The following is a 12360-nucleotide window of genomic DNA, read 5'->3' as shown; positions in this document are numbered from 1 at the left end:
CCCCTCACTGTCCTGCCGGACATCTCTCCCCGCAGGCGGGGAGAGAGCCGCTGGGCGCCCCTTGGGTGCCAGATCGCAGGTGTTAATTCATCTTCGCTGCGATCGACCCTCGCGCCTGAGGTCTCCCCGCAAGCGGCGAGAGAGCCGCTGGGCGCACGCTCCACGGACAGACCTCAACGTCAGGAGCAATCTGAGCCTTCACGTGGGCGAAACGGTCGCCGCTTGTCCCTTCTCCCCGTCATGACGGGGAGAAGGTGCCGGCAGGCGGATGAGGGGCACGCCCTCGCCGCGGGGGCTTCCTCAGCTCATTTCCCGGAACCGCTGAGCCCCTTGGCCAGCCGCACCAGATTGACGAATTCGCCGCGATAGCCGAACGGATCGGTGCCCTTGGCGGCTACGGCGAGATCGATGACTGAGTCATAGGAATAGTCAGCGAGCGCCGTCACCCCTGCAAGCTTCTGCCCGAAGGCGGCCACTGCCACCGAGAAGCGCACATCAGTGGACGCCTCGGCGAGCGACGGCACCGCATTGGCCTCGGTTACCGGCGTGGTGATCAGCTCGCTCGCATCACCATCCGGCTTCTTGTAGCGGATCTTCAGGAAGGCGAGTTCGCCGCTGCTTGCGCTCGCCTCTGCCGCCGGCTTTTCCGTCGTCGCATAGCGCAGGTCGTCGTTGAGCACCGCCGGGCTGCCCTTCGGCGTCACCTCGTAGATCGCCGTCACGCTGTGGCCGGAACCGATGTCACCGGCGTCCACCTTGTCGTTGTTGAAGTCCTCGCGCTTCAAGGCACGCGTCTCGTAGCCGATCAGCCGGTACTCGGCAATCGCCGCCGGATTGAACTCCACCTGCAGCTTGACGTCCTTGGCGATCGGGAACAGCGAAGACCCCGCCTCCTCCACCAGCGTCTTCTGCGCCTCGGCAAGTGTGTCGATATAGGCGGCCGTGCCGTTGCCGTTCTGGGCGATCGTCTGCATCAGTGCGTCGTTGTAGTTGCCGCGGCCGAAACCCAGCACGGACAGGAAGATGCCGCTCTTGCGCTTGTCCTCGATCAGCCGTTTCAGGTCCTCGTCGCTTGACGGGCCGATATTGAAGTCGCCATCCGTCGCCAGCATGATGCGGTTGACCCCGCCCTTGACGAAGGCTTTTTCGGCAAGCCCGTAGGCCGCGTCGATCCCTTCCGCGCCGGCGGTCGAGCCGCCCGGCTGCAAGGTATCGATGGCTGCAAGGATCTTCGCCTTGTCCTTGACTGCCGTCGGCTCGAGCACCGTCCCGGCGTTGCCTGCGTAAGTGACGATCGAGACCGTATCCTCGGGCTTCAATTTCTCGACCAGCAGCCGGAAGGCGCCTTTCAAGAGCGGCAGCTTGTCGGGCTCGTCCATCGAGCCGGACACGTCGATCAGGAAGACGAGGTTCGCCTTCGGCGCTTCCGCCGGCACGACGTCGTAACCCTTGATCGCCACATGCATCAGCCGCGTGCCACCATTCCAGGGCGTCGGCGTCAGCGTCACCGTCGCCTTGAAGGGTTCGGCAGCGCTTGCCGGCCGAGGCCAGTCATAGGGGAAGTAGTTGACCATCTCCTCGACCCGCACGGCGTCGCGCTCGGGCACCTGCCCTTCCATCAACGAACGGCGCACAAAGGCATAGGATGCCGTGTCGACGTCGACCGAGAAGGTCGAGACCGGATCGGTCGCAACGCTCTTCACCGGATTGGCGTCGGCCTTGCCGAAGCGCTCGCGGTTTTCCTGGGGTGCGGCGACCAGCTCCTCCTGAACCACGGGGGCTGGCAGGTATGTCATCTGCGGCTGCGCACCGCCGACGGCCGAGAGCGGCGCGACGCTGTCGCGTGCAACACTGTTGGCCATCGCATCGGCCTGCGCAGCAGGTGCCGCAGCTTCGCTTTCGGCCTCTACGGTCGCTGGCGCCTCCACGGTTTTCGCTTCCTGCTGGCGCGCACGTTCTTCGGCAGCCGCCTTCTTGGCCGCCATCTGCGGCTCCGGCTTCTGGCGCTCCGTTTCCTTCTTCGCCTCGTCCTTCAGCGCGATTTCCTGCGCGCGTTCGCCGAAGGGCGCACCGTCGCGTGTCAGTTCCAGCGTCAGGAAGGCGGCGGCGGGCACGACGAGAAGGGTTGCCAGCGCCGATCCTGCAAGCAGTTTCCGGTTCATGATAGGGCTCCATATCCGGTTGAAGATGGAGCTTTGACGAACCGGCCGAACCGATCCTTGGGTGGCATTCGAATTTTCTTCGGCTTCGTCGAAGGCCTGCATGGCCAAGGCAAGCGCACGGGCGCGCGCTTCCGGCGAAGCCTTCGGCGGATTGATCCGGCCAAGCTTTTCGAAATCGTCGCTCATGGTCACACTGCCTCCTTGCCGAGCAATGTCTTCAGGCGCTTGCGCGCCTCGTGCACATGCCAGGAAATCGTTGCCTCCGAACAGCCGAGCACGTCGGCCGCGGCCGCATGGCTCAAGCCTTCGGCATAAACGAGCAGCACCGCATCGCACTGCTTCTCCGGCAGCTCCCGGACCGCGGTCCAGAGCGCCTCGCGCTGTTCCTCGTCGGGATCCTCAAGGCGTGCTGCCGTCGCTTGCTCGCTGGCATAGGCCTGCATGCGGCTGTTATCGCGCACCTGCCGCCGCCGATGGTCGCGCGCGGCGTTCAGCGTCAGCGTATAAAGCCAGGTGCGAAACCGGCTGGTACCGCGAAAGCCGCGAATGGCCGCCCCCAGTCGCAGGCAGACATCCTGGGCGATGTCCTCCGCGTCCGAGACATTGCCCGACCAGCGCCAGGCGACCGCATGGACAAAATCATAGTGTCGCTCGACCAGCTGGCCGAAAGCCTGCCGGTCTCCCCCTACCGCCTTTTCGACGAGTTCAGCGTCCAAATCCGTGCCCGCCCTCACCTCATTTGAACCTTAGACGTTGGAGGTCGATCATTCCTTGGGTCAAAAACAAAAAAATCTTCGAGCGAGCGAAAAATCCCGCTCCGCCATTCGCTTGAACGGCGATCAGCGTGGAAATTTTCCGACGACGGCGATGATCGGGCCCATGGGAAACAGCCGATCGTGGCGGTTGATATCAGGCGCATAGACGCTCGAAATCGTGCCGTCGAGAAAGAGCGCATTGGGACAATCCAATGTATCGCGAAACAGCGTCGCGAAATCGTGGAACCGCACCGGGCGCTTCGAGACGACGAAAACCACCTCGCCCTCGCTCGTCACGCCGACGCCGTTGCGGGTCTTGTAACTGGTGCTGTCGGGCAGGAAGCGCGGATGCAGCTTTCCGTCGATAACCAGCATCGGCCCGGATTGCGTGGCAAACCGCGGTGTAAGCTGGGCATCGCGATAGGCATCCGCCGCCATCACCCCCGCCTTGCCGTCACCGACAAAAAACACCCCGTTCGGCAGCAGGTGGAAATTGCCCCAGCCGGAATTGGTGTTCAGCGGCGCCTGCTCGCGCCCCTCTTCGATATGCAGGCCGACCGGCGACAGATCGTCGTGATACATGCCGCCGTTCATGGCGAAGCTCATATATTCTTCGCGATGGCGCAGTTCGAGCGACAGCGCCCGGAACGAGCGGAAGGGCACGCCGGCCTGATCCTTGTTGTAGAGGCGGATATCGCTCGTTGCCGGGTCGAAGCTGCAGGCGAAATAGTCCTGACCAAGATGGCTGACATCGCGGCAGGCACCGAGCGCAGGCCCGGCAAGACCGGCCGACAGAACGGCACCGACGAGAAAGGGTTTTGGAAAAAGCGGCATGGCGAAAGGTCCAATCGAATCAGCCACCAAGCATGCCTGAGATTGCGGCGGTTCTGGCGCAACGGCGATCCGGCATTCCATCAAGCGCTTGCCGGTCGTCAGATCGCAGAAAGGCGTTCCTTAAGCGGGCGATCATCCCAAACCTGAAACTACACGAAAGTCGCTATCAGCCTGGTTCAACGGATGGGTCGTTGCAGCTGTCGGGGGTAGTCTCATCGAAACCTGCGGCCCTCGGGGGCAAAGTGACTAAAAGAACAATGCGGAATTCCACCGCTCATTCAAAAACCGTTGTAAGATCGGGTCGGAATGAAAATTTTATTGGAGAGTAAGGAAGTATTCGGGAAAATGGCTGGGTAGGATCTCGGGATATCGGGACGCGAAATCCTATATTTCTGAGCACGACCAAAGCTGTTGATCCCTCTACTCCAATGCTGAAAGGTTCGCTCCAATAGCTCTTTTCGTCTTCCTTAAATTCCGCTCTCGGTTCTCCAGTGAGCATTATCTGGCAATTCAGCGGCACATCCGGCAAAAATGTGTTCGGAGAGAAGAACTGTCGCCGGCACAACAATCCCGCAGGAGACAGGGCGACTTGATAGCCAAACTTCCGAAACAATGCGAGATAGCCAACAGAATACAGCGCTACTTGATGTCTTGTGTTAACCGTAGTTGTTCGAAAGTTAATGCGAAGCAATTCTTTAAGGAAGGGGTCAAAATGTTTTCCTTTCCAACTGTTGCAGCCGTGGCCAGGCACCTTCCTTCCTTTGTAGATGAGCGGCTTCCTGCACAGTAGGGTCAGGCCGCTACGCTCATTCTGAGACACGGCTTGGCGCGCATCGGCAGGATCGCATGCGACGGCCTGTTTGGGCACAATGTGCTCTATTGAAAACTCATCGTATTTGATTGCTCGGCAACAGGCCGGGCATAGAAGAAGATCAGAGTCAGCAAACCAAGGCACCAGCGATTTCAGATCCTCCCGCAAACGATGCCAGAGGAGTTCCTTTTGAGCGGGTAAATCAATGTGCTTCATGAATGCCCTATTTCCCAAAGCATACGACGAGAGATTCGCATGCACTTAAAGGTAGGATATTTGAGCACACCTCAATTTTAAAGCTAGCTTCCAGCAATGCCCCCCATCGCAATCACGAGCCCGTAGCAGCCGGCGGCAGCCGCGAGCCCGAAGATCACGCAAAGACAGGCAAAGCCACCGACGCCCGCAAGCAGGTATGACTTGGCGTCGCGGTTGAGCACATCCTGCGACAGCGAAAGCAGCAGCCGCTTTTCCCTGAGCGTCGTCGCGAGCTTTACCGCATGGCGCTTCGCTTCCCTCTGCACCTCGCCGTAATTGTTGCCGATCGCGAGGAAGGTAAGGAACAGACCAAGCGCGCTGACGGTGAGCGCAAATTTCCTGAGGATGTCGATCGCATCTGGCAGAAGATCGCCGGCAAAGACCGAACGGTCGACCAGTGCATCGAAGCCGGTGATGCAGGCGGCAATGACGGCCGCGTGGCCGGCGCCGATCGCCAGAAGGCGCTTGAAAGCGTCCTCCAGAACCTGGCTGTTGGCCGCGTGAATGCTGTCAAGCCGAGATATCTGCGCCTGCACGTCCTCGCGCGACAGGTGCGGAGGATAGTTGCTCACGGATACGACTGGGCTACCTCTCATACGATGGACTCCAACGCCACGCCGTCCAGATCGTTATAAATTCGATAATATTACCTTTCCACGACACCTCCAATTTTAGTCATTTTGGAGATTTGCACCATCTTTGCGCGCCAGAGTGGAGACCGGCGCTCACACTTCAAGCGCAGACATATGGAAGCGCAACTGCTCGGGCGGGTAGCGATACCGGCCGCCGACGGGACAGACCGCCCGGGAGATGCAGCCGCTTGTGAGGCAACCGGCCCTGCCCGCATCCGTGCGCAGATGGCTGCGACAGAGCCCGACATCGAAGCGTTCCTCGGCGACCGCGCCCACCGGACAGGCTGAGATGCAGGGCTTTCCTAAGCAGTTGTCGCAGGGATGCTCTGTCGCGCGCTCACCTGTTTCTGCAAGAGGCATACGGAAGGCGAGCGCGCCGCGATAGCCGTGCCAAAGGCCGTATCGCGTATGGATGAGGATGCCCAATGGCGACGGCTTCAGACCCTCGGCCCGCATCGCCCATTGCTGGAACGGCTGCCACGGCGGGTCGGACGGGAAATAGGCGGTCGCACCGCAGGCTGCGGCGATCGGCTGGATCACCGCCTTCGACCACGTGTCCAGAGGATCGGCACCGCCGCGATCGGAGAGACCATCCCGCCAGGCACTGAAGGGCTGCCACAGCGAGCCGCCGATATTGCCGATCAGCACCACGCTTGCCGCCGGACGGCCATCGGAAAGCAGCGGCGCAGCCTCACCGGAGGCGAAGTTCACGGTTCCGCGCAAAAAAAGACCGTGCGGCGCGAGCGCCGCACGGATCGTTTCGAGTGTCTTGTCCGCATTTGCGGAAGGCGCCGTCATTTCGGTTTCGGCCCCTGATGTTCGTAATGCGGGCGCCAGACCTCCTTCTGGATCATGTCGGCCACCTGCGCCGCGCCGCCTTGCTCCCTGGCTCGCTCGGGACCCTTTCAGGTGAAAGCGTCGGGCATCGAGTTCTTGCGGCTCTCGATGAAGGCCTTGAGCTTTTCGTCGATCTCAGGATCGAGGTAAGGCGCCTCGTAATGTTCCAGCCAGCTGCGGCACAGCGCATTGGCGCGCTGCTCGATGCGCTTTTCGCCTTCCACTTCCCACTGCTCGAAGGAGTTGTTGTCGGCGAGCGGCGAACGGTAGAAGGCCGTCTGGAAATTGGCCTGGGTATGGGCGCAGCCGAGATAGTGGCTGCCCGGGCCGACTTCGCGGATCGCGTCCAGCGCCTGGGCGTTTTCCGAAAGATCCACGCCTTCGGCCATCTTCTGCATCATGCCGAGCTGGTCCTGGTCGATCATGAACTTCTCGTAGGACGAGATCAGACCGCCTTCGAGCCAGCCTGCCGCATGCAGCACGAAATTGGTGCCAGCAAGAAGCGTCATGTTCAGCGTGTTGGCCGATTCGTGCGCGGCTTGAGCATCCGGCACCTTGGAGCCGCAGAGCGAACCGCCGGTCCGGAAGGGAAGCTTGAGGCGACGGGCGAGCTGGGCCGCCCCATAGGAAACCAGCGACGGCTCCGGCGTGCCGAAGGTCGGCGCACCCGACTGCATCGAGATCGACGCGGCAAAGGTGCCGAACAGCACCGGCGCGCCCTTGCGGATGAGCTGGGTGAAGGAGGCACCGGCGAGAACTTCAGCGAGAATCTGCGTCAAGGTGCCTGCGACCGTCACCGGGCTCATGGCGCCGGAGAGAATGAAGGGCGAAAGCACGCAGGCCTGGTTGTGGCGGGCATAGACCTTGAGTGCGCCCACCATGGTCTCGTCGAAGACCATCGGCGAGTTGGCGTTGATGAGGTTGAGCGTCACGCAGTTGTTTTCGACGAACTCGTCGCCAAAGACGATCTTCGCCATGGCGATCGTGTCTTCGGCGCGTTCCGGCGCCGTCACCGAGCCCATGAAGGGTTTGTCGGAATATTTGATGTGGCTGTAGACCATATCGAGGTGACGCTTGTTCACCGGAATGTCCACGGGCTCGCAGACGGTGCCGCCGGACGAATGCATCGATGGCGCCATATAGGCGAGCTTCACAAAATTGCGGAAATCCTCGATCGTCGCATAGCGCCGCACACCTTCAAGGTCACGCACGAAGGGCGGGCCGTAGACCGGCGCGAAGATCGTCGCCTTGCCGCCGACCTTCGCGCTGCGCTCGGGGTTGCGGGCATGCCAGGTGAATTCGGAAGGTGCCGTCTTCAGGAGTTCGCGGCAAAGACCTTTCGGAAAATGCACGCGCTGGCCGCGCACGTCGGCGCCGGCCTGCTTCCAGAGTTCGAGCGCCTCGGCGTCGTCACGGAATTCGATGCCGATTTCCTCAAGGATGGTGTCGGCATTGCGCTCGATCAGTTGCAGGCCTTCCTCGTCGAGCACCTCGTATTCGCGAATCTTGCGCTGGATATAGGGCAGAGACGGCCCTGGGCCGCCGCCGGTGCGCGACGCACGCCTTGCCGCTGCTCCCCGTCCCTCGCCGCGTGCGCGCCGACCGCCACCTTCAACCGCGCCCTGATCTGTCACGTCGCTCATTCGCTTTTCCTCTCCCGCGCATCACTTTTTGCGCCTTCAAGCATCAATTTGCCCTAATGCTACCAAGCATCGGGGGCCTTGCGGGTCTCAATGCGCCAAGGCGTGGCGCAACTCGAACACTGCCGAGCGGCGACAAGCGGGCGCAAAAACCGCGTGGCGCGAATATATTGTTTTTGTTAAGAATATACAGGCGGCAAAAGAAGCCGGCCTCCCGTCGCTTTTTGTCATATGCGACGTCGCTTTCGAAAACAGATTTTTAGACATCGACCGCTATGGATTGATGGACGCGTCCGAAAATTTCGCGCGACCGTGCCAGGAACCGAGGAACCCCAATATGGCAGACGATGAAATCATTCTCGAGGACCTTTCCGACGAAGAACTCGTGCAGCAGATGCACGACGACCTCTATGACGGCCTGAAGGAGGAAATCGAGGACGGGACCAACATCCTGCTCAAGCGCGGCTGGACGCCCTATGATGTCCTGACCCAGGCGCTGGTCGAAGGCATGCGCATCGTCGGCATCGACTTCCGCGACGGCATCCTGTTCGTGCCGGAAGTGCTGCTCTCGGCCAACGCCATGAAGGCCGGCATGACCATCCTGCGCCCGCTGCTCGCCGAAACCGGCGCGCCGAAGCTCGGCAAGATGGTGATCGGCACCGTCAAGGGCGACATTCACGACATCGGCAAGAACCTCGTCGGCATGATGATGGAAGGTGCGGGCTTCGACGTGGTCGACCTCGGCATCAACAACCCGGTCGAAAACTATCTCGAAGCCATCGAGCGCGAGCAGCCGGACATTCTCGGCATGTCGGCGCTTCTGACGACCACCATGCCCTACATGAAGGTCGTCATCGACACGCTGAAGGAAAAGGGCCTGCGCGACGATTACGTCGTTCTCGTCGGCGGCGCGCCGCTCAACGAGGAATTCGGCAAGGCCGTCGGCGCCGACGCCTATTGCCGCGATGCGGCGATCGCCGTCGAAACCGCCAAGGACTTCATGAAGCGCAAGCACAACCGCCTGGCCGGCTGAGCTTCGGACGATCCGAAATGACAAAGCCGGCCGCAGAGATGACACCGCGGCCGGCTTTTTAATGTCCGGCAGGCCCGCTGCCCAGGCGCAATGCACCCTATCCGCTCATCGTTTCACCGAAACCTGGAACGGACATGCGCTGGGAAGCGGCGCTCTTCGAGGCAGCGTTAATTGACGGAGTGTGCGACCTTCTTGCCGGCCGCCTGTGTCGCGTTCACCGTGTTTGCGGTATCCTGCCCGATGCCGCGAATGGTGTTGCCGCAGGCAGTGAGCGTAGAGAGGGCGACGAGGACGGCGCCGACGATCGCAAGGGTCTTTACTGTCATGGTCAGGTTCCTTCCCGTTGAGAGCCAAGTGGAATCAAGATGGAAAAAATATCGCCGCCAATAGAACGTGCACAACCTAAAAAAGTTCACGTGATCGGTTGCGGCGCCATCGCCCGCGAAATCCTCGCGATCTGCGAGGCGAACGGGCTCGCCCATATCGACCTCAACTGTCTGCCCGCCATCTGGCACAACACCCCCGACAAGATCACGCCGGGCATTCGTGACGCCATCGCCAAGGCCCGGGCGCAAGGGTTTGAGCGCATCTTCGTCGCCTATGCCGACTGCGGCACAGGCGGCCAGCTGGACCGGCTGCTGCAGGAAGAAAAGGTCGAGCGTATCCCCGGCCCGCACTGTTATTCCTTCTTTGCCGGCAACGACGATTTCGCCCGCCGCTGGGACGACGACATCACCGCGTTCTTCCTCACCGACTTCCTCGCCCGCCAATTCGAAGCCTTCGTCATCGAACCGCTCGGCCTCGACCGGCACCCGGAACTCCGGGACATGTATTTCGGCCATTACCGCAAGCTGGTCTATCTCTCGCAGCAGGAAGACGCGGGCTTGCAGGAGAAGGCCAAGAAGGCGGCCGAACGACTGGGCCTCGAATACGAATACCGCTTCACCGGCTATGGCGACCTGACGACGTCGCTTCTGAAGGCGTGAATTAGCGACATCATCAATTTGAAATCGCAGGCCCGAAACAGAGACTTTACGCTGCCCTCCATATAGGGTACCCCCCTATATCATATGGGAGACATCGACATGGGCAATCACGAGCACGACCATCATCACCACCACGCTCACCACGGGCATTCGCATGACGAGGCGCGCGTGCTTGCGGCCAGCCATGATCATGTATTCCTCGGCGGCGATCATGAGCGGAACGAGCGGCGGACGTGGATCGTCATCGCGGTCACCGCAACGATGATGGTGGTCGAGATCACCGCCGGACAGGTCTTCGGGTCGATGGCGCTGGTTGCCGACGGCTGGCACATGTCCACCCATGCGGCCGCGATGCTGATCGCAGCGCTTGCCTATCTCTATGCGCGCAAGCACGCGAACAACCGCCGCTTCACCTTCGGCACCGGGAAGCTCGGTGATCTCGCGGGCTTCTCCAGCGCTATCGTGCTGGCGCTGATCGCGCTTCTGATCGGCTGGGAAAGCCTGCGCCGCCTCGGTTCTCCAGTCACGATCGATTTCCGCGAGGCGATCCTCGTTGCCGTTGCCGGCCTCATCGTCAACCTCGTCTGCGCCTGGCTCCTGAAGGACGACCACGGCCATCACCACCACGATCACCATGGGCATCATCATGGGCACCAGGCGCATCAAGGCGGCCAGGATCGCAACCTGCGCGCCGCCTATCTGCACGTTCTCGCCGACGCGCTGACCTCGGTTCTCGCCATTGTCGCCCTTGGCCTCGGTGCGATCTACGGCTGGCTATGGCTCGATCCCGCCATGGGCATCGTCGGCGCGATCGTCATTGCCCGCTGGTCCTTCGGCCTCATCCGCGACACCGGCGCGACCCTGCTCGACTACATCCCCGAAGGCGAGGATCTGCCGGAAGAGATCGGCGAGATCGTTGCCAGGGAAGATGCCGAAATCGTCGATCTGCACATCTGGCAACTCGGGCCCGGCCACCACGGCGCGATCGTCTCGATCGTCGCCGACAATCCGCGGGCGCCGTCCTATTATCGCGAGAAGCTTGCCGCCATCCACGATTTGTCGCATGTGACCGTCGAGGTGGAACCAAGGGCCGCATAGCGCCCGAAACCGGAGTATCCGATGACCCATACGATCCGCGAGAAGCAGAAACTCATCAACCGGGTCCGCCGCCTGCGCGGCCAGATGGAGGCGGTCGAGCGGATGCTGGAGGAAGAAAAGGGTTGCGCCGAGGTGATGCAGGTGATTGCCGGCATTCGCGGCGCGGTCAACGGGCTGATGGCGGAGGTCGTCGAAGATCATATCCACATGCATCTGGCCGCAGCCGACCTGTCGCAGAAGGACAGGGATGAAGCGGCAGCCGAACTGGTGGACGTGGTGCGCGCCTATATGAAATAGACGCACAGACTGGTCGAACCAACGCAATTTCAGGCAACAGGAACTTCCATGAAACTCGGCTTTATCGGCACCGGCGCCCTCTCCTCGGCGATCGTCACCGGCCTCAAGACGCTTGAGGGCGACACCACCTCGGTCGTGCTATCGCCCCGCAACGAAGAGATCGCCTCCGGCCTTGCCGCCCGATTTGCCGATGTGCGGGTTGCCAAGGACAACCAGGCGGTGCTCGACCAATGCGACACGGTCATGCTCGGCGTCCGGCCGCAGATTGCCCGTGATGTCCTGCCCGCCCTGCGCTTCCGCCCGGATCACCACGTCGTCAGCCTGATCGCAACCTTCTCCCGCGACGAGATCGCCGCCATGGCCGGCCCGGCAAAGCGGGTGACCAAAGCCTTGCCGATGCCGATGATTGCGATCCGCCAGGGGCCGACGATCATCTTCCCGCCGGATCCGGATATGGCAGCGTTTTTCGGCCGGCTCGGCACGGCGATCGAGGTTGCAAGCGAAAGCGAGTTCGATGCGCTGAGTGTGGCGACCGCCACCTATGCGAGCTACTTCAAATACCTGGAAACGATCCATAGCTGGCTAAAGGACAACGGCGTCGACGACGCGAAGGGCCGCGACTATGTGGCCAGCCTGTTTGGCGCACTCGGCCAAGCACCGGCAACGACGCCGGACGCAAGCTTCGCCCATCTGGCCGAGGACTACGCCACCCGCGGCGGTATCAACGAACAGGTGCTGCGGGAATTGACGGAGCACGGCACCTTCGAAAAGTTCAGGGAAAGTCTCGGGGCCATACACCGGCGGATCACCGCGGCGTCGTGACGATCCGAATCGCCTGAAAAATGCCCCTCATCCGGCCTGCCGGCCACCTTTTCCCCGCAAGCGGGGCGAAGGAGATTCGCAGGCCCGACGCCACCAACGATAAGCGCCACCATTTCCGGCCCGGCTGCGGCATGCTTGGCGAAACGAGGTCGGGGCACGTCCCCTCTCCCCGCCTGCGGGGAGAGGGTTAGGGTGAGG

At 61.7% G+C, this 12360-nt stretch carries 13 protein-coding genes; 5 read left to right on the top strand and 8 right to left on the bottom strand.

The window, feature by feature from the left end; translation table 11 throughout:
* Nucleotides 1-305 precede the first annotated feature (305 nt).
* From L981_RS19115 to L981_RS19090, 7 genes are all read right to left on the bottom strand, one after another.
* Nucleotides 306-2348 carry a VWA domain-containing protein gene (locus tag L981_RS19115; RefSeq protein ID WP_082006089.1) on the bottom strand — a complete coding sequence of 681 codons (2043 nt, stop codon included), beginning with the start codon at nucleotides 2346-2348 and terminating at the stop codon, nucleotides 306-308.
* A 2-nt stretch (nucleotides 2349-2350) separates the two neighbouring features.
* Nucleotides 2351-2878, bottom strand: coding sequence for an RNA polymerase sigma factor (locus L981_RS19110; protein ID WP_043619708.1), 528 nt, complete (start codon nucleotides 2876-2878; stop codon nucleotides 2351-2353).
* Nucleotides 2879-3001: 123 nt separating this feature from the next.
* Entirely contained in the window at nucleotides 3002-3751 is a 750-nt protein-coding gene (locus tag L981_RS19105; protein ID WP_043619713.1) for a phosphodiester glycosidase family protein, read from the bottom strand.
* 274 nt (nucleotides 3752-4025) lie between these two features.
* The gene (locus tag L981_RS34605; RefSeq protein ID WP_156134154.1) at nucleotides 4026-4778 is read right to left on the bottom strand and encodes a hypothetical protein; all 753 of its coding nucleotides are present in this window, start codon (nucleotides 4776-4778) and stop codon (nucleotides 4026-4028) included.
* An 83-nt stretch (nucleotides 4779-4861) separates the two neighbouring features.
* Nucleotides 4862-5389, bottom strand: coding sequence for a hypothetical protein (locus L981_RS19100; RefSeq protein ID WP_043619706.1), 528 nt, complete (start codon nucleotides 5387-5389; stop codon nucleotides 4862-4864).
* Between the two features lie 153 nt (nucleotides 5390-5542).
* Complete coding sequence (locus L981_RS19095) at nucleotides 5543-6247, bottom strand: 4Fe-4S dicluster domain-containing protein (protein ID WP_043619704.1); 705 nt, start codon at nucleotides 6245-6247, stop codon at nucleotides 5543-5545.
* 107 nt (nucleotides 6248-6354) lie between these two features.
* Nucleotides 6355-7929 (bottom strand): trimethylamine methyltransferase family protein, encoded by a 1575-nt coding sequence (locus L981_RS19090; protein WP_043619702.1) that lies wholly within the window; start codon nucleotides 7927-7929, stop codon nucleotides 6355-6357.
* A gap of 334 nt (nucleotides 7930-8263) precedes the next feature.
* On the opposite strand from L981_RS19090, the gene L981_RS19085 reads away from it, so the two are divergent.
* A complete protein-coding gene (locus L981_RS19085) occupies nucleotides 8264-8959 on the top strand; it encodes a B12-binding domain-containing protein (protein ID WP_034788208.1) in 696 nt (231 codons plus the stop codon).
* Nucleotides 8960-9126: 167 nt separating this feature from the next.
* On the opposite strand, the gene L981_RS19080 is transcribed toward L981_RS19085, so the two are convergent.
* A complete protein-coding gene (locus L981_RS19080; RefSeq protein ID WP_043619700.1) occupies nucleotides 9127-9285 on the bottom strand; it encodes a hypothetical protein in 159 nt (52 codons plus the stop codon).
* Between the two features lie 39 nt (nucleotides 9286-9324).
* Here L981_RS19080 and L981_RS19075 point away from each other — a divergent pair, with 39 nt between their 5' ends.
* The 4 genes from L981_RS19075 (at nucleotide 9325) to L981_RS19060 (ending at nucleotide 12162) form a co-directional block, all read left to right on the top strand.
* On the top strand, nucleotides 9325-9945 hold the full coding sequence (locus L981_RS19075) for a DUF1638 domain-containing protein (RefSeq protein ID WP_043619698.1): 621 nt from the start codon (nucleotides 9325-9327) through the stop codon (nucleotides 9943-9945).
* 99 nt (nucleotides 9946-10044) lie between these two features.
* Nucleotides 10045-11043 carry a CDF family Co(II)/Ni(II) efflux transporter DmeF gene (gene dmeF, locus L981_RS19070; protein ID WP_082006088.1) on the top strand — a complete coding sequence of 333 codons (999 nt, stop codon included), beginning with the start codon at nucleotides 10045-10047 and terminating at the stop codon, nucleotides 11041-11043.
* A gap of 21 nt (nucleotides 11044-11064) precedes the next feature.
* Nucleotides 11065-11340, top strand: coding sequence for a metal/formaldehyde-sensitive transcriptional repressor (locus tag L981_RS19065; RefSeq protein WP_043619696.1), 276 nt, complete (start codon nucleotides 11065-11067; stop codon nucleotides 11338-11340).
* 48 nt (nucleotides 11341-11388) lie between these two features.
* Nucleotides 11389-12162 (top strand): pyrroline-5-carboxylate reductase, encoded by a 774-nt coding sequence (locus L981_RS19060; protein ID WP_043619694.1) that lies wholly within the window; start codon nucleotides 11389-11391, stop codon nucleotides 12160-12162.
* Nucleotides 12163-12360: the final 198 nt, after the last annotated feature.

The organism is Ensifer sp. ZNC0028, assembly GCF_000799055.1.
Taxonomy (GTDB): domain Bacteria; phylum Pseudomonadota; class Alphaproteobacteria; order Rhizobiales; family Rhizobiaceae; genus Ensifer.
Note: the sequence above shows the minus strand (reverse complement) of the source record. Positions and strands in the feature narration are given on the sequence as shown.

Excerpts from the sequence above, each read along its gene's own strand:
- L981_RS19105 (WP_043619713.1), bottom strand. The coding sequence starts at position 3,751 with ATGCCGCTTTTTCCAAAACCCTTTCTCGTCGGTGCCGTTCTGTCGGCC.
- L981_RS19115 (WP_082006089.1), bottom strand. The coding sequence starts at position 2,348 with ATGAGCGACGATTTCGAAAAGCTTGGCCGGATCAATCCGCCGAAGGCT.
- dmeF (WP_082006088.1), top strand. The coding sequence starts at position 10,045 with ATGGGCAATCACGAGCACGACCATCATCACCACCACGCTCACCACGGG.
- L981_RS19090 (WP_043619702.1), bottom strand. The coding sequence starts at position 7,929 with ATGAGCGACGTGACAGATCAGGGCGCGGTTGAAGGTGGCGGTCGGCGC.
- L981_RS19080 (WP_043619700.1), bottom strand. The coding sequence starts at position 9,285 with ATGACAGTAAAGACCCTTGCGATCGTCGGCGCCGTCCTCGTCGCCCTC.
- L981_RS19095 (WP_043619704.1), bottom strand. The coding sequence starts at position 6,247 with ATGACGGCGCCTTCCGCAAATGCGGACAAGACACTCGAAACGATCCGT.
- L981_RS19075 (WP_043619698.1), top strand. The coding sequence starts at position 9,325 with ATGGAAAAAATATCGCCGCCAATAGAACGTGCACAACCTAAAAAAGTT.
- L981_RS19060 (WP_043619694.1), top strand. The coding sequence starts at position 11,389 with ATGAAACTCGGCTTTATCGGCACCGGCGCCCTCTCCTCGGCGATCGTC.
- L981_RS19085 (WP_034788208.1), top strand. The coding sequence starts at position 8,264 with ATGGCAGACGATGAAATCATTCTCGAGGACCTTTCCGACGAAGAACTC.
- L981_RS19065 (WP_043619696.1), top strand. The coding sequence starts at position 11,065 with ATGACCCATACGATCCGCGAGAAGCAGAAACTCATCAACCGGGTCCGC.
- L981_RS34605 (WP_156134154.1), bottom strand. The coding sequence starts at position 4,778 with ATGAAGCACATTGATTTACCCGCTCAAAAGGAACTCCTCTGGCATCGT.